Here is a 16,980-nt window from a genome sequence, read left to right on the forward strand (position 1 = left end):
CAACCATGGTTTCCTGGGGAGGGAAAAGATGACCGCCACCGAAAAGGATGACGCCGGTCCTGCACTCATTGCCGACGGCGTTGACGCCGAGATCTATACAGGCAATCAGCGTATTCCGATTGGGACCACACATTTGGTGATTGCAGGCCTCTGCGTGCTTTACACCATGTTCCATGTGGCGGTGATGAATTTTTACCCGTTGGAGCCATGGGTCTACCGGCTTATCCATGTCGGCGGCGGGCTGGCGCTTGCCTTCGCCCTGTTTTCCTCCAGTCTTTTCAAAACTGGGGAAGAAACGCCCCGACAACAGATGGCACAAAGCCGTTATATGCTACTGCTGGCGCCGGGTGCCGTGGCCATTGCGGTGGCCTTCCTGACGGTGGTTTCCTTTTATTTAACCGATGCTGGCATCAGCCAAGCCTCGGGCAAGACTGACGGTGTCTGGTCTTTTGGCTATCCGCTGGTTGCAGGCACAATTTGGCTCATGGTCATGGGCTGGGTCGTGCCGGGGCGCGACCGCAGCCGCATTGACCTTTCCGATGTGTTCCTTGCCTTGGCGGCGGTCACGGTCGCACTTTACATCATCTATCACGCGCCTTTCCTGCGGCTGCGCGCCGGCACGGGGCTTGCAAAGGACGCCGACATGCTGGCCGCCCTTGCCGGTGTTATCCTGATCCTTGAGGCCACGCGCCGCCTTGCCGGGCTTGCGCTGGTATTGATTGCCGCTGTGTTCATTTTGTACAGCTTCATCGGCCCGTGGTTGCCCGGCATCTTGCAGCACCGTGGCTATTCGATGTCGCGCTTCTTTACCTACATCTATACCGATCAAGGGATTTTGGGGCCAACAACCGCGATTTCCTCTACCTACATCATCCTCTTTGTGGTCTTTGCAGCCTTCCTGCAAGCCTCGCGCGTGGGGGAGTATTTCGTGAACTTCGCCTTTGCCGCAGCGGGCGGCCAGCGCGGCGGGCCGGCCAAAGTGGCAGTGTTCGGATCGGGCCTAATGGGCATGATCAACGGCACCTCGGCGGGCAATGTGGTGGCCACAGGGTCGCTGACGATCCCCTTGATGAAACGCGTCGGCTACAAACCCCAAACGGCGGCGGCGGTAGAGGCAGCGGCATCATCAGGCGGGCAGATCTTGCCGCCCATCATGGGGGCCGGTGCCTTCATCATGTCCGAGATTACCGGCATTGCCTATTCCGAGATTGTAATTGCCGCGATCATCCCTGCGCTTTTGTATTTCGCCAGTGTATTCTTCAATGTAGATATCTACGCCCAGAAGTTCGGGATGAAAGGCCTTCCGCGTGAAGAGCTGCCGCAGTTCAAGAAGCTGGCAAAACAGGTCTATCTGTTCTTGCCGATCATCATCCTGATCACGGCGCTGTTCCTGAACTATTCGGTCATTCGCGCAGGCACGCTCGCCATGGCCTCGGCCGCAGTGGTCAGCTGGTTGACGCCCTATAAGATGGGCACGCGGTCTATCCTTTATGCCTTTGAGATCGCCACCAAGATGAGCCTGCAACTGGTCGCCGTTTGTGCCGCCGCAGGGATCATCGTGGGCGTCATTGCGCTGACAGGTATCGGCACGCGGTTTTCCTCGCTGCTGCTGGGGTTGGCGGATCAAAATCAGGTGGTCGCGCTGTTCTTTGCGATGATCGTGTCGATCATCCTTGGGATGGGCATGCCCACCACGGCGGCCTATGCCGTTGCGGCCTCGGTGATCGCGCCCGGGTTGATCCAAATGGGGATTGAGCCACTGACAGCCCACTTCTTCATCTTCTACTTTGCCGTGATGTCGGCCATCACCCCGCCGGTTGCGCTTGCTGCCTATGCAGGGGCCGCCATCGCGCAATCCGACCCGATGAAGACATCCGTTGAAAGCTTCAAGATGGGGCTGGCGGCCTTTGTGGTGCCGTTTATGTTCTTCACCTCGCCTGCGTTGCTGATGCAAGGCACCGGCGGCGAGATCGCGCATGTGGTGATTTCCGCAGGCTTTGGCATCTTCTTGTTGTCCAGCGCGGTTCAGGGCTGGTACTTTGGCACGCTTTCAACCCCCTTGCGGATTGTGCTTTTGCTGGCTGCGATGGGCATGATCGAAGGTGGGTGGATTACTGATGGGATCGGGCTTGCTGCGGCCATCTTTGTCTGGGCGTTGCAAAAGAAGTTTGTGACACCCAAGACCATGGCCCGCGGGCTGGATTGACCAGCAGCCTTCGCCAAAAAAAACGCCGCGCCCCGAATAAGGGCGCGGCGTTCCTATTCGCAATACAAGCGCCTCAAGGGGCTGCGGCATAAGCAGTGCGCGGTTTTTTGGAACTAACTGCTTCGAATATCCACGCAACTGCCAGCATCATGAAAATCCCCATAGGCGGAAGCACAACCGGATAGGGCATCGCCCCCCCCGCCCCCGCAAGGATCACATTGAACACCAGCGCCAAAAGCGTACCTGATGCAAAGACCAACAGCCCGTTGCGCCCCAGCAGCCGCAAGGGTGCGCCGCCCCCACTGGCCGTCGCCCGAAACACCCAAGCGGAACAAGACAGCACATAGACCAGCGCCAGACAGTGCAACAAACGCGGCAACGCAAGAAAGGTCTTGTCATGTGACACAAGGTGGAAAGGCACGCCTGCAGCCCCCAAACGCGCCATCTGATGGTTCAGAAAAGAGCCCACGCCCGGCACATGACGCCATGCAAAAACCAGCAGCAAGAACCCGAGGCATAGCCCGAACAACAGCCGTGATCTGGGCACAAACCTTTCCTTGCGACCCAATGACAGGCCGATCAGCAGCCCGCAGGTAAAGACCAGCTGCCACGCAAGCGGGTTAAAGAACCACCCGCCCGGATTGGGGAAATTGGGCAGGTTGAGCCGCCATAACCCCGCACTAAACCACATAAGCACAGATGCCGCTGCCAAAAGCCACGGCTGCCGCAGCCCCAGCATAATCGCAAAGGGCGTGACCGCCAAAAGCACCATATAGGCCGGCAAGATATTGACATAGCCAAGCTGATGCGTCAGGGCCGGAATGCCGATCAAGGCGGCCTGCGTGTTCTCGTAAACCTGCCGCAGGTTGATCTGGGTGATCAACGCGGGAATGTCAAAAAACAATGCCCCACCGGAATAGATCGCGATCGCCCAGACGGTCAGAAATATCTGCACCAGATAGAGCACCCAGGCCCGGTGCCAGATCGGCGCTACCCCATACCAAATCCCGTTTCGCGCGATATTTTGCGGCAAGAAACGCCCGCTATAGGCTAGCCCTGCGGCCACGCCTGACATGACAAAGAATGCCTCGGCCGCGTCGGAAAAACCGATATTGCGGATGGTGAAATACTCAAAAGGATTGCCAGGCACATGATCGATGAAAATCATGATCAAGGCCAGCCCGCGAAAGGCATCAATACGCGGATCTCGGGGGCGAGGGACCACGGTGTTAGGCTGTGACATTTAGGTCGGCCCCGTTTTCTTGGGATAGGCTGTGCACATCAGCCGTCCAGCGCGCAAGCTGCGCTTCATAGGCGGTTACGATTGCAGGGGATTGGCGCTCTTGCGGGACCGTGAAAAGCGAGTGGGTCAAAGTTCGCGATGTCCAGGCGATCAAAAACGGGGCGAAGAGCATCGGCACGCAAACCGGCAACAGCCAAAGGCTCAGCTTCGGGGCCAGCACAGCCACGATGATAAGGCTGACACCACCGGTTACCGTAATCCACGCCCCATCCCGCAAGGAGGACGCCAGCGGAAGCACCCCCTCGGCGCGGGAACTTGCGGGCCAGCCCCCGTCCCTGCGGGCAAAAACCTGTGCCACGGCGCGGGTTTGATACATCAGCATCAAGGGCGCCAGCAGCGAGCTTAGCAAAATTTCGGACATCACGGATAGCGCGGCGCGACGCGCGCCCCCAAACCCTTCCGCACGGCCCGAAAAGATTGCCCCGATCAGAACCGAAAGCTTTGGCACAATCAAAAGCCCGCCAATACCGACCGCAAGCGCCGTGATCTGCTTGGTACGATCACTGGGAAACACGGGGAAAAGCTGATGCGGTTGCGGGAAATAATCCGGCTCCGGTGCCATCATGGTCGCAAGGATAGAGGCGACCAGAAACGCGGCCCAAAGCACTGAGACCAAATAGGCAAAGATGCCCTGCAAAAAGACAAACCTGCTCCAGCCCTTCATGCCCGGCGCGAACAACAGGCGGATATGTTGCAGGTTGCCCTGACACCAACGGCGATCTCGCTTGGCATAAGAAATAATATTCTCCGGCCCGCCCTCAAACGATCCGCCGATGGTCTCATCGACCTGAACCTTCCAGCCCGCGCGCGCCAAAAGCGCCGCCTCGACATAGTCATGGCTTAGGATATGACCACCAAAGGGCGGCGGGCCGGTCAGCTCCGGCATGGCGCAACTGGCTGCAAAGGCACGCACCCGCACGATGGCATTATGGCCCCAAAACGGGCCGGCAACGCCTTGCAATCGCGCCAGTCCGCGCGTGAAAACCGGGCTGTGAAACCCCGAGGAAAACTGCATCGACCGCCCGAAAAACGACCGCGCGCCAATGATCTGCGGCAAGGTCTGGAGCAGGCCAAGATCCGGATCGGCCTGCATCCGCGCGATCAGGATGCGCAGGGTTTCCCCCTCCATCAAGCTATCCGCATCGAGGATCACCGCGAACTCATAAGCGCCGCCGGACCCGCGAATGAATTCCTCGATATTGCCGGCCTTGCGACCCCGATTATCCGTCCGGCGGCGGTAAAATATGCGACCATCGGTTTCTGCCAAAAGCCGTGCGAAGGCGATGCGCTCTTGCGCGGCGGCTGTGGGGTCTTGGGTGTCGGACAGGATGGCGATATCAAGCGTCAAACCCGCCGCAATGATAGAACGGTGCATCGCGGCGATCCGCGCGAAAGTGGCGGTTGGGTCCTCGTTATAAATCGGCATCAAGACGACGGTCTTGGGGCACGGCGCTGTGATTTCTACCGCCGTGGGGATATGTCGGCGGCCCGGCAACCCGACCAAGGCAAGGGCGGCCCCCCATGCCAACCAAGCGGTCGTCACCAAAATCAAGGTCGCCCGCGCGATATCCCATAGGTCCAGCCCGTCCTGTATGGCGGCCTCAACCAGCAGGACCGTCGCGGTCAAAGCCGCCAATACGGCAAAGGCCATCGCCCCTATTCTCAGGGCGATTGTCCGGTGCGCGGGGGAAAGTCGAAATGACAATCATCAGCCCCTTTAGATATGCTCACGCGGGAAAAGGATCATCGCAAGCTGGTCGATCAAGCCCCTTCTTCTGGGCTGCTCAAGCACCTGCCGCGGCATTGCCAAGGGGGCCACAGGTGGCGCCCATGCCTGAACGGTTTCAGGGAGGGGGTCTTCGCAATCGGTTTTCAGGTCTACGTTCATTTTTTCATCCACTGATAAAGCCATGTCTCGGACAAAACGCGTCCATAGCCCGACAAGCTGGCCTTGAGCTCGACCACAGCCCCTGCCGCAGATTCGACTTCCACAACCAAACGCCATGTTTGCGTACCGCTGATCTGGCTCAACACCACTTGGGTCACATTTCCGTTGATGGCACTTACTTGGGGGATAACGTCGGCATCGCCGGATAGTTCCCGCAAAAGACCGCCCGCGAAATCAACGACGAATTTCCGCCGACCGTTCTTTTCCTCGACACCCGCGACGCCGCCCTCACCCACGCGGGTGCGCAGAATGCGGGCGCGGTCCGGATGCGCGTCGCCGGGCGGATTCATGCCCCAATGCAAACGGTAGGACACTTCCAACTCGCGCCCTGCCCGCATCTCGCCATCGGGCACCCAGAAGGCCACGATATTGTCGTTGCCCTCAAGCTGCGAGGGGATCTCCACCAGACGCACGGTGCCGCCTCCCCAATCGCCAAGCGGCTCTACCATCAAGGAGGGCCGCTTTTCGTAATGTGCCTCGGCATCGAGGTAATCGTCAAAGCGACGGCTGCGCTGCACCAACCCGAACGAGCCTGGGTTTTGCGCGCCAAGGTATGAGTTTGACAGACGCGGCGGGTTGTTCAACGGGCGGTAGAAGGTCTCATCGCTGCGGGTATTCAGGATCAGCGCCTCGCTGTCATGAACCGCGGCACGGAAATCATCCTGCTCGTCGGGATCACTGCCGCCAAACAGAAACATCGAGGTGATCGGCGCAATGCCAAGCTGCGCGATATCCTTGCGCAAGAACAGCCGCGCGGTGACATCAACCACCGTGGTATCCCCCGGGCGGACCACAAAGCGGTAGGCGCCAGTCACCGATGGGCTGGTTAGCGCGGCATAGATAACAACAGCATCCGATCCCGGCGCGGGACGTTCCAGCCAGAACTCGGAGAAACGCGGAAATTCCTCACCATCGGAATGGCCGGTGTTCACCGCCAGCCCGCGCGCGCTCAGCCCGTAGACATTGGCGCTACCGAGGGCGCGGAAATAGCTGGCCCCCAGAAAGGCGATCAATTCGTCAAAACGGTCCACACGGTTGAGGGGCGACAAAAGCCGGAAGCCCGCAACACCGGGCATCGGAGCATTTTCGGGGATATCTTGTGTGATCCCCTTGCCGTATTCAAAATCCGCCGTGGTAAAGCCCAGCGTGACTTCACGGCCGTCGACAACCTCATGGATCGCGACCGGCTCTTCGAACAGCCAACCAAGGTGAAAGGCTTGCAGGCCAAAGATCTGACCCTCGCCTTCCCAACGGGTCTGGTCACGGCGATATCGAATCATCTGATAGCCGTCATAATCCAGATCGGCGACGAATCCCTCGACCGGTTTGGGCTTGCGGTAGGGTTCTTTGCTGCGTAGGCGCATGCGCTCTGTCAGGCTGTCAAAGCTGAACTCCGGACCTTCCACGGCCTGCGATTCCTGGGCAAAGACTGTATTTGCTGTGAAAAGTGCGGATGCGGCCACAGAGGTCGATAAACCTGCCAGAAAATGCCGCCGGCCGATCACCCCACCCCGCGAGGCAAGACCCCGAAACTTATCTGTTTTTTCCACGAAAAACCCCCAACGAGCGCCAAGTTGATAGCGCTAATAAGGGCCAATCGTGGAAAGGTGCAATGGGCATCATTTTTCAAATGGCAATCTTTCGCTTCTAGGTGGCAAAAGACTGCCGGTTTCGCCTGTTTTGGCCGTCGTGGCTTTATTCCCCGGATCTTAACGATACACTCGCGACCCCGCGCGAAGGTCTGCTGGAATTACCCCAGCATCCCTGTATCACCACAGACCGAGATCGCCTGCCCCGAAACTGTCTTGCTGCGTGGGCTGGCAAGGAAAACCACCTGATCGGCGATCTGCTCTGGCGTCACATAATCCTGAATGGAGGTGAAAGAGAAAGCCTCGGCCTCGGCCTGCTCGAACGAGATCCCCCGTGCCTCTGCCCGCGCGCCCAGAACTTTGCACTGACGTTCTCCCGCGACTATGCCGGGAAGGATGGCGTTGACGCGCACCTTGTCGGGGCCCAGCTCAATCGCCATGGATTTGGTCAGGCCAACTACCCCCCATTTCGCCGCTGCATAGGGGCTGCGCAGCTTGAACCCCAGACGCCCCGCAAGCGAGGATATATTGACGATCGACGGATTTTTGCTTTGGCGCAAATGCGAAACGGCGCGACCGATGGTCACGAATTGGCTGGTCAGGCAAAGCGAGATGCATTGCTCTATCGTAGCGATATCAAGATCCTCGATCCGCGCTGTAGGCCCTGCGATGCCTGCATTGTTGACCAAGCAATCCACCCCGCCAAGCGCCTCGGCGGCGGCATCGATGAACTGCGCCAGATCCGCCGATTTGCCAACATCCACCCGGCGGTGCCAAACACCATCCGGCAAAGAGGCCAGCCCCGCTTCATCGATATCGCAGGTCGCGACCTTGGCACCCGCAGCAAGGAAAGCCTCGACGATGGCGCGCCCGATGCCCCCTGCACCGGCTGTAACAATAACCCGGGAGCCTTCAAGAAAAAGATCCATTTATTCAGTCCTTTCTAGGAATTACGGCCTTAACGGCCCGTCAGCGCCAATGACAGCCACGGCACAAAGCTGATGATCATCAAAACCACCATGATAAGGCCAACAAAGGGCAGTACCGCGCGCGACAGGCTTGCAATTGAGATGCGCGATATTTGCGATGCGATGAACAGGTTCAATCCGACGGGGGGCGTGAACATCCCCATGGCAAGGTTGACGACCATGATGATCCCGAAATGCACTGGATGGAACCCGAAGCTAAGGGCGATCGGCAGCAAGATCGGCGTGAAGATCAGGATCGCGGCGGCAGCCTCAAGGAACATGCCGACGAAAAGCAGCAAGAGATTGGCGAGGATGATGAACACCCAGGGGCTGTCGATGGCCCCCACAACGAAATCCGAAATGATCGTCGGGATCTGCAACGACAAGATGATGCGCCCGTAAAGCCCCGCCGTTGCGATGATGCTGACCACCACGGCGGATGTGACGGCGGAATCGCGCAAGATGGTCGGGATCTCGCGCAGCGGCAATTCACGGTAGACCACCACGCCGATGACGAAGGAATAGACCACCGCGATGACAGCCGCCTCGGTCGGCGTGACGATGCCGCCGTAGATCCCGCCAAGGATAAGGCCGGGCATAAGCAGCGCAAGGATCGCCTTGCGGCCCGCGCGAAATACATCCCCAAGGCTTGCAGGCTCATCCCGCGATGCCGGGTGTTTCAGCGCGTGGAAATAGGCATAGGCCATCAGCGCGCCAACCACGACGAAACCGGGCATAAACCCCGCGGCAAACATATCGCCTACCGATTGATTCGCCGAAATCGCATAGAGGATCAGCGGAATACTGGGCGGAATAATCACCCCCAGCGCCCCCGAGGCTGCCTGATTGGCCGCCGCATAGGCCCCGTTATACCCCTGCGCGATCATCGCAGGGATCAAGATCGCCCCGACCGCCGCTGTGGTCGCCGCCCCAGATCCCGAGATCGCCGCGAAAAACGCCGAAGTCACAATGGCCACCATCGCCAAGCCGCCATTCATCCCGCCCACAAGCGTGCGCGAGAAATCAACCAGACGGTGCGAAATACCCCCCTGCTGCATCAGGTTGCCCGCAAGAATAAAGAAGGGGATCGCCAGCAGCGGAAAAGAGTTGATGGAGCGGATCATCTCTTGCGGGACGATCAGCATCGGCATGATCTCTCCCTGCCAGATCGTTGCAATGGCGGCGAGCCCAAGCGAGAACGTCACCGGAACACCGATCAGCAAAAGCAACAGCAGCAGGCCAAAAAGCAATGCAATCATGGGTCAATCCTCCTTGGCAATAAAGGCGTCGAGAAGGATCGCCACAGCATTGAGCATAATCAGCGCCGCGCCCGCAGGCATGGCACCGTAAAGCCAGGCCATGGAAACCCGCGTGCTGGGCGCGGTCTGACCGGCAACCCGCTCTGCGATATTGATGCCTTGGGTCAGCAAGACCCAAGCAAAGATGCAAGAGATCACCGCGACGCCCAAGCGCAAGAATTTGGAAAACCGCCGCCCCCCGATATCGGCCAGCAGCTCTACCGAGATCAGCGAGCCGTAGCGATAAGCATAGCCCGCACCCAGCATTGTCATCCAGACCATGGAAAACCGCGCGACCTCTTCCGAGAATGTCAGGGAATTCCCCATCACATAGCGCGCAAAAACCTGCCAGCTGATCAGCACAGTCATCACCAGCAACAACAGCGCCAAAAGCCATCCGCACAGCCAGTTTATGCGGTCAATGCCGCGGACCACATTTCGCAGAACGATCTGCATCGGCATCCCCCCTTAATTCCTTGGTGTGTCGGGCCCGGACACGCTGCCGGACCCGCCCTGATTACGGCTTGAAGTTGATCGCGCTATCCACCAGCTCTGCGCCAACAACCGGTTTCCATTCCGCGATCACCGGCGCAACCCGTTCACGGAAGGCGGCCAGATCAGGCCGAGTGACCGTCATCCCCAGCTTTTCCAGCTCGACAACCAGTTCGGATTCCAGGCGCTGCGATGCCGCGCGCTGAACCGGCACGGCAATCGTGGCCGCTTCCATGATGATTGCCTGATCGGCATCGGACAGCGAATTGAAAAGTTGCGCACCGATCATGAGAGGCCCCGGCGAATAAACATGGCCTGTCAGGTTCAGATACTTTTGAACCTCATAGAATTTGACATCGTAAATCGCAGGGATCGGGTTTTCCTGACTGTCCATGACGCCCTGCTGCAGCGCTGTGAACACCTCAGTCCACGCCATCGGAGAGGCGTTTGCCCCCAAAGCAGTCCATGTATCAACCTGCACACGGCTTTCTTGCGTACGGTGGCGGATACCTTCCAGATCATCCGGCGTATGCAGCGGGCGGACATTGTTGGTATTGTGGCGAAAGCCGTTTTCCATCCAGCCAAGGGTTTTGACACCGGCAGCCTCTTCCAGCTTTTGTGCCAATGCATCACCATGCTCGCTGTCCAAAAAGGCATGGGCATGTTCAGGGCTGGTGAAAATATAAGGCAGATCAAAGAGCATATAGTCATCGACAAAGCCCCCCATCGGACCCGTAGAGGTGATCCCCATGTCGATAAGGCCAAAACCAATGCCTTCCACCACTTCACGCTCGGCGCCCAATGCGTTGTCGTAATGCGGGCGGATCGTCATACGGCCTTCGGACAGACGCTCCAGCTCTTCGCCGAATTTATGAATGCCTATTGCATAATGCGATTTCGGCCCCACCGACAGGCTTACATCAAATGTCCGGGTTGCCTGCGCGAAAGCCGCGCTTGCCATCAGCCCGAATGCCGCAGTTGTTGCGACAGCAAAAGTAAAGTTACGCATATTTTTTCCTCTCCTGAGCAATCGATGACTGCCCCCCATTGATCGATCGAACACGGGCGAACCGTGATCACGGTTTACGTTAGTTCTTGAAGCAACTTTCAGTCAATACAATTTTTTGGCCATATATACGTTGACAGAAGGCCGAAACCATCTACACAATTACCTATTCTTAAAAATGAGATCACAGTTTGACTGGAAAAGCCCCACATTCACCGAAAGGCCTTGCAACCGATGGCTGGTCCCGGATGCGTCCACTGGCGCTCAAGGAAGGGGCGACGGCGCAATCACTGATCTACGGCGCCCTTCGCGAAGCCTTGATGAGCGGCTATTTCCGCCCGGGAGAGGAAATCAGCCTTCGCAAAGCCGCCTTTGTGTTGGGCACAAGTGTCACCCCCGTTCGCGAAGCCCTGCGGCAACTCCAAAGCGATGGCGCGCTGGAGGTGTTCGGCGGCAACCGCGTTTTGCGTGTGCCCATCCCCACAGATGCAGAGCTGCTCGATATTCGCGATATCCGCATCAATCTGGAAGGCTTTGCAGCCGCACTGGCGATCAGTGAGGGCAACCCGCCGCAGATGCGGCTTATCAACAATGCATTCGATCTGATGCAGCGCGCCGCCGAAACAGATGACGTCGATATGTATCTTGAAAACAACTGGCGGTTTCACTCGCTTATCTACGGGGCCGCCGGTCGCCCCGTGCTGCTATCCTTGATTGAGGCGATGTGGGTTCGGATCGGCCCCTTGATACGGCTTGCCGTCATTAGACCGTACCATTTTGACAGCTCGATGGACAGCCACCGCGCGGCACTCGAGGCGCTGCGCGAAGGCAATGCCGAGGCGCTGCGCAATGCTATCGTGCGCGATATCAGGGATGCCGCCAATGATCTAAAACGCACCGTTCTTGGCTGGCATGCCGAGAACACATTGAACCCCAATGAAAACGACTGAAGAAAAGGACGTTACATGACAAGAACCGTTGCCGTAATCGGAAGTGGCCTGATTGGCCGTGCATGGGCCGTGGTTTTCGCGCGTGCCGGTTGCCAAGTGCGCCTGTGGGATCCGTCCCCCGAAGTGCGCGCGCAATTGCCAGACACATTGGCCCAGACATGCACCCTCAGCGGCGATGATCCGGCAGCACTCGCCAATGTCACCATCTGCGACGATATGGCATCCGCGGTTGAAGGCGTCGAATGGGTTCAGGAAAACGGCCCCGAAAAGCTTGAGATCAAACGTCAGATCTATGCCGATCTTGACCGGCTGGCCCCGCCCGATGCGATTCTTGCCTCGTCCAGTTCGGCGCTTGTCGCCTCCAGCTTTGCCAAGGGGCTGGCGGGCAGTCACCGTATTCTGGTCGCCCATCCCGTCAACCCGCCCCATGTCGTGCCGGTGGTCGAACTTTGCCCCAGCGAGGACACCGCCCCCGAGGCCATGGACCGCGCCGAGGCCTTGATGCATGCCGTCGCACAGGTACCCGTCCGGCTTAGCCGTGAGATCGACGGCTTTGTTCTGAACCGTTTGCAGGCGGTGCTGCTGGCAGAATCCTTGTCGCTGATTGAACAGGGCATCGTCACGCCGGAAGGTCTTGACGATACCATCTGCCACGGGCTTGGCCGCCGTTGGACGTTGCTTGGGCCAATGGCCACGATTAACCTCAACGCGCCGGGCGGGGTGATCGATTATCTGGACCGCTACGGCCCCACAATGGCGCGGCTAAGCGATAGCGCCGCACGCGGCGAGGCCTTTACCGACACCGCCGCCGAACGTGTTGCCGCCGCAATGCCGCCGCCCGAAGAGGTGCCCGAACGCACAAGGGCCCGCGATGCGAAACTGGCCGCGCTGGCGCAGTTTCTAAAAGAATAACGGAATTTAGGGAGAGAGAATCCGCCATGAGTACCAAGAACAAAGTCATCATCACCTGTGCCGTCACAGGTGCGATCCACACGCCGTCGATGTCACCACATCTGCCCGTCAGCGCCAGCGAGATCGCCGAAGCCGCCATCGGTGCCGCCGAGGCGGGTGCGGCGGTAGTCCACCTGCATGCCCGCGACCCCAAAGATGGCCGCCCCGACCAAACCCCCGAGGGTTTTCGTCCCTTCCTGCAGGTCATCAAGCAACGCTCTGATTGTGTGGTCAATATCACCACCGGCGGCGCCCCCACCATGTCCATTCAGGAACGCGTCGCCCCCGCCGCCACATGGAAGCCGGAGTTGGCCTCGCTAAACATGGGGTCGATGAATTTTGGCCTCTTTCCGATGCTCAAGCGGTTCGGCAATGATCTGAAACACGAATGGGAACAGAAATACCTTAGCGACAAGGGCATTTTGTTCCACAACACCTTTGCCGATATCGAGCATATCCTGACCACGCTGGGGGCCAATGGCACGCGGTTTGAGTTTGAATGCTATGACACCGCGCATCTTTATAACCTCAAGCATTTCGTGGATGAGGGATTGGTCAAAGGGCCGCTGTTTATACAGACAGTCTTTGGCTTGATGGGCGGAATTGGCGCGCATCCCGATGATATGATGCATATGAAACGCACAGCAGACCGGCTCTTTGGCGACAGCTACCGCTGGTCGGTTCTGGGCGCGGGTCGCAACCAGTTGAATGCGGCGGCGATGTCTGCGTCGATGGGGGGCCATGTGCGTGTGGGGCTGGAGGATTCGCTTTGGGCCGGGCCGGGCAAGCTGGCCACCAGCAACGCCCAACAGGTCAAGGCCGTGCGCCAGATCATCGAAGGGCTGGGCCTAGAGGTCGCAACCCCTGATGAAGCACGTGAGATCCTTCACCTGAAGGGCGCCAGCGAAGTGGGTTTTTAGGCCCCTAATGGGGGCATGCGCAAACATGCCCCCGTTTTTCAGGTCCGGCAGGTGCCATCGCCGGTGACCAGATATTTAAAGCTGGTGAGCTGTTCGGCACCAACCGGCCCGCGGGCATGCATTTTGCCGGTTGCGATGCCGATCTCGCCGCCCATGCCGAACTCCCCCCCATCCGCGAATTGCGTCGAGGCGTTGCGCATCAGGATCGCACTGTCGAGCCGTTGGAAAAAGCGGGCCGCGGTGGCGTCATTCTCGGTCAGGATCGCCTCGGTATGGTTGGAGCCGAATTCGCGGATATGGGCAATCGCGCCGTCAACACCGTCGACCAAACGTGCGGCGATGATCATATCCAGAAACTCCTGCCCGAAGTCCTCTGGCGCGGCTTTTACCACGCCTTTCACCTCGGCGATCTCGCCCTCACCGCGCACCTCAACGCCTGCATCCAGCAGGTCTTGCACCAGAACCGCGCCGTGTTTGGCCCAGAACCCGCGATCGATCAGCAGGCATTCCGCCGCACCGCAAATCCCTGTGCGCCGCGTTTTGGCATTCACCACCACGCGCCGCGCCTTTTCCAGATCGGCATCGGCATCGGCATAGATATGGCAGATCCCTTCGAGATGCGCGAAAACCGGCACCCGCGCCTCACGCTGCACCAAGCCGACAAGGCCCTTGCCCCCGCGCGGCACGATCACATCAATATACTCCACCGCGCGCAACATTTGCGCCACCATGTCACGATCACGCGTCGGGATCAGCTGGATCGCGGCCGCAGGCAGCCCCGCTTGCACAGCGCCTTTGACCATGCAGGCATGGATCGCAGTTGAGGAATGAAAGCTTTCAGACCCGCCGCGCAAAATCACCGCATTGCCGGCCTTGAGGCACAAAGCCCCCGCATCCGCCGTCACATTCGGCCGCGATTCGTAGATCACCCCGACAACCCCCAAAGGTGTGCGCACCCGCTGGATATGCAGCCCCGTCGGGCGGTCCCATTCGGTGATGACCTGACCAACAGGGTCGGGCTGTTCGGCCACGCTGCGCAGGCTGTCCATGATGCCGCGAATGCGATCTTCATCCAGCGCCAGACGGTCGAGCATCGCAGGCGACAGACCCTTTTCGCGCCCGAACTCCATATCCTTGGCATTGGCCGCGATAATCTCGTCCCGCGCCGCCCAAACCGCATCCGCCGCACCAATCAGGGCGGCATGTTTGCGCTCGGCACTTGCAAAAGCCAGCTCGGCGGCGGCGGCACGGGCCGCGCGGCCAATCGCATCCATCATATCCGTCGAATTTTGCGTATTCATGCCCGCCCCCAATGTATTTATGCCACCGAGATAGACTTTATTTCCACCTCTGGCAATCATAGGGACAAAGGGAATGGCCCCGAAAATAAGGGTATGATAGCAAAAGTGAAAACATCAGGTAACGCCCCCTTGTGACCGAAATTTCGCCAACACATCAGATTGAGACGGCCCGGCAGGACGGCACCACGCATATCACCTTGCGCGGCGCGTTCTCCTTGGCGGGTCTGACCTCCCTCAACCACGCGTTGACAGAGGCCGTGGCGCAGGGGCCGGTTGCGCTGGATATTTCGGGCGTGACACGGCTGGATACAAGTGCGGCTTGGGCGATTGTGACGGCCGAAACGGCCAGCACACATCCTTTCACCCTGACCGGCACCAATGATGATACCGCCTCGCTTCTGGCCACCGTGCGCAAGGCGATGCCAAAACCCGACAGCCAAAGCCTGAAGCCAAAAACACTGGTCGACCGGATAGAGGACGTGGGCCGCGCCGTTGCAAAGGCTGCCGGCTTCGCGACCGAGCTGCTGGCCTATTTCGGCATTTTCCTGCACCGCTTGGCACGCACCCTGCGCCACCCAAGCGAATTTCGCATGACCGCCCTCGTCCATCATTGCCAAGAGGTCGGCGTTAAGGCTGTGCCGATTGTGGCGCTGATGTCCTTCTTGATCGGGGTTGTGCTGGCGTTCCAAGGCTCTACCCAATTACGCCAATTCGGGGCCGAGGTCTTTGTCGTCGACTTGATCGCGGTGTCGGTGTTGCGCGAGTTGGGGATTTTGTTGACGGCGATTATCGTCGCGGGCCGGACGGCATCGGCCTTTACCGCCGCAATCGGTTCGATGAAAATGCGCGAGGAAATTGACGCGATGCGCACGCTGGGCATTGATCCGGCGACAGCGCTTTTTGTGCCGCGCATATTGGCCTTGCTGTTCATGCTGCCGATCTTGGGGTTGATTGCCAATCTTTCGGGCTTGATCGGGGGCGCCTTGATGTCATGGATTGATCTGGGGATCTCACCGGGGATGTTCCAGACCCGGCTGATTGAGAATACCGGCATTTGGCATCTGGCCGTGGGCATGATCAAAGCCCCGTTCTTCGCACTGATCATCGGGGTTGTGGGCTGCCATGCAGGGATGCAGGTTGGCAGCAATGCGGAAAGCTTGGGGCAGAAAACATCCGATTCCGTTGTGACCGCTATTTTTGCCGTGATCGTGATCGACGCGGTGTTTTCGGTATTTTTCGCACAGGTGGGGGTATGACGGATACGCCCAAAGAAACCGTGATCCGGGTGCGTGGGGTGCGCAACCAATTCGGCAGCCATGTGGTGCATGACGATCTGGATCTGGATGTCTACCGAGGTGAGGTGCTGGGCGTGGTCGGCGGATCGGGGACCGGCAAATCCGTCTTGCTGCGCACCATCGCGGGCCTGCAAATCCCCAAAGCCGGAGAGATTGACGTGCTGGGCACCAATGTCCGCACCGCCTCCGAGGATGACCGCCAAGCGTTGGAGCGTCGCTGGGGGGTGATGTTTCAGGATGGCGCGCTGTTTTCCTCGCTCAACGTGCGCGAAAATGTCGAGGTGCCGATGCGCGCCGTCAAAGGGTTGGACCCAGATTTGCGCCGCCAGATGGCCGACCTTAAAATCGCACTTTCCGGCCTGCCCTTCAATGCAGGCGATAAATTCCCGTCCGAACTGTCGGGCGGGATGCGCAAACGGGCAGGCCTTGCCCGCGCGCTGGCGCTTGACCCGGAAATCTTGTTTCTGGATGAACCAACGGCGGGGCTGGACCCCATCGGCGCGTCCGAATTTGATATCCTGATCCGCCAGCTTTCCCAGACCATGGGGTTGACGGTGTTTCTTGTGACCCATGACCTTGATACACTGCACGCCACCTGCGACCGTATTGCCGTATTGGCCGAAAAGAAGGTGCTGGTGACCGGCACCATGCGAGAGATGCTGGATGTAGAACATCCATGGGTGCATGAATATTTCCACGGCCCCCGCGCCCGCGCGGCAAGTGATGCCATACCTGCAAAGAAAGACCGCTAAA

General features: G+C 59.0%; 15 protein-coding genes. 6 read left to right on the top strand and 9 right to left on the bottom strand.

Annotation, left to right across the window (positions count from 1 at the left end):
• The first annotated feature begins 28 nt into the window (after positions 1 to 28).
• Positions 29 to 2,206: a TRAP transporter permease gene (locus EOK75_RS03830; protein WP_137192658.1), complete on the top strand. Its 2,178-nt coding sequence runs from the start codon at positions 29 to 31 to the stop codon at positions 2,204 to 2,206.
• Between the two features lie 73 nt (positions 2,207 to 2,279).
• Here EOK75_RS03830 and EOK75_RS03835 read toward each other — a convergent pair whose 3' ends face one another.
• From EOK75_RS03835 to EOK75_RS03865, 8 genes are all read right to left on the bottom strand, one after another.
• On the bottom strand, positions 2,280 to 3,449 hold the full coding sequence (locus tag EOK75_RS03835) for an OpgC family protein (protein WP_137192659.1): 1,170 nt from the start codon (positions 3,447 to 3,449) through the stop codon (positions 2,280 to 2,282).
• Entirely contained in the window at positions 3,436 to 5,214 is a 1,779-nt protein-coding gene (mdoH, locus tag EOK75_RS03840) for a glucans biosynthesis glucosyltransferase MdoH (protein ID WP_276612517.1), read from the bottom strand. Before mdoH ends, EOK75_RS03835 begins: the two co-directional genes overlap by 14 nt.
• A 12-nt stretch (positions 5,215 to 5,226) precedes the next feature.
• Complete coding sequence (locus EOK75_RS20735; protein ID WP_168199138.1) at positions 5,227 to 5,397, bottom strand: hypothetical protein; 171 nt, start codon at positions 5,395 to 5,397, stop codon at positions 5,227 to 5,229.
• On the bottom strand, positions 5,394 to 7,007 hold the full coding sequence (locus tag EOK75_RS03845; protein ID WP_240794014.1) for an OpgD/OpgG family glucan biosynthesis protein: 1,614 nt from the start codon (positions 7,005 to 7,007) through the stop codon (positions 5,394 to 5,396). The genes EOK75_RS20735 and EOK75_RS03845 overlap by 4 nt, the downstream gene beginning before the upstream one ends.
• 200 nt (positions 7,008 to 7,207) lie before the next feature.
• A complete protein-coding gene (locus EOK75_RS03850; RefSeq protein ID WP_137192660.1) occupies positions 7,208 to 7,975 on the bottom strand; it encodes an SDR family oxidoreductase in 768 nt (255 codons plus the stop codon).
• A 29-nt stretch (positions 7,976 to 8,004) separates the two neighbouring features.
• Complete coding sequence (locus EOK75_RS03855) at positions 8,005 to 9,273, bottom strand: TRAP transporter large permease (RefSeq protein WP_137192661.1); 1,269 nt, start codon at positions 9,271 to 9,273, stop codon at positions 8,005 to 8,007.
• 3 nt (positions 9,274 to 9,276) lie between these two features.
• Positions 9,277 to 9,768 carry a TRAP transporter small permease gene (locus EOK75_RS03860; protein WP_137192662.1) on the bottom strand — a complete coding sequence of 164 codons (492 nt, stop codon included), beginning with the start codon at positions 9,766 to 9,768 and terminating at the stop codon, positions 9,277 to 9,279.
• A gap of 61 nt (positions 9,769 to 9,829) precedes the next feature.
• Positions 9,830 to 10,813, bottom strand: coding sequence for a DctP family TRAP transporter solute-binding subunit (locus tag EOK75_RS03865; protein ID WP_137192663.1), 984 nt, complete (start codon positions 10,811 to 10,813; stop codon positions 9,830 to 9,832).
• Positions 10,814 to 11,001: 188 nt separating this feature from the next.
• Here EOK75_RS03865 and EOK75_RS03870 point away from each other — a divergent pair, with 188 nt between their 5' ends.
• From EOK75_RS03870 to kce, 3 genes are read left to right on the top strand one after another with little or no spacing between them, the layout of a single operon-like run.
• A complete protein-coding gene (locus EOK75_RS03870; RefSeq protein ID WP_240794015.1) occupies positions 11,002 to 11,760 on the top strand; it encodes a GntR family transcriptional regulator in 759 nt (252 codons plus the stop codon).
• A gap of 15 nt (positions 11,761 to 11,775) precedes the next feature.
• A complete protein-coding gene (locus EOK75_RS03875) occupies positions 11,776 to 12,672 on the top strand; it encodes a 3-hydroxyacyl-CoA dehydrogenase NAD-binding domain-containing protein (protein ID WP_137192665.1) in 897 nt (298 codons plus the stop codon).
• Between the two features lie 26 nt (positions 12,673 to 12,698).
• The gene (gene kce / locus EOK75_RS03880; protein WP_137192666.1) at positions 12,699 to 13,631 is read left to right on the top strand and encodes a 3,5-dioxohexanoate:acetyl-CoA acetone transferase; all 933 of its coding nucleotides are present in this window, start codon (positions 12,699 to 12,701) and stop codon (positions 13,629 to 13,631) included.
• Positions 13,632 to 13,669: 38 nt separating this feature from the next.
• On the opposite strand, the gene EOK75_RS03885 is transcribed toward kce, so the two are convergent.
• The gene (locus EOK75_RS03885) at positions 13,670 to 14,932 is read right to left on the bottom strand and encodes a glutamate-5-semialdehyde dehydrogenase (RefSeq protein WP_137192667.1); all 1,263 of its coding nucleotides are present in this window, start codon (positions 14,930 to 14,932) and stop codon (positions 13,670 to 13,672) included.
• Between the two features lie 131 nt (positions 14,933 to 15,063).
• Here EOK75_RS03885 and EOK75_RS03890 point away from each other — a divergent pair, with 131 nt between their 5' ends.
• Both EOK75_RS03890 and EOK75_RS03895 read left to right on the top strand, forming a co-directional pair.
• Entirely contained in the window at positions 15,064 to 16,188 is a 1,125-nt protein-coding gene (locus EOK75_RS03890) for an ABC transporter permease (protein WP_137192668.1), read from the top strand.
• A complete protein-coding gene (locus EOK75_RS03895; protein WP_137192669.1) occupies positions 16,185 to 16,979 on the top strand; it encodes an ABC transporter ATP-binding protein in 795 nt (264 codons plus the stop codon). The genes EOK75_RS03890 and EOK75_RS03895 overlap by 4 nt, the downstream gene beginning before the upstream one ends.
• Position 16,980: the final 1 nt, after the last annotated feature.

Source organism: Pseudorhodobacter turbinis (assembly GCF_005234135.1).
GTDB classification, from domain to species: domain Bacteria; phylum Pseudomonadota; class Alphaproteobacteria; order Rhodobacterales; family Rhodobacteraceae; genus Pseudorhodobacter; species Pseudorhodobacter turbinis.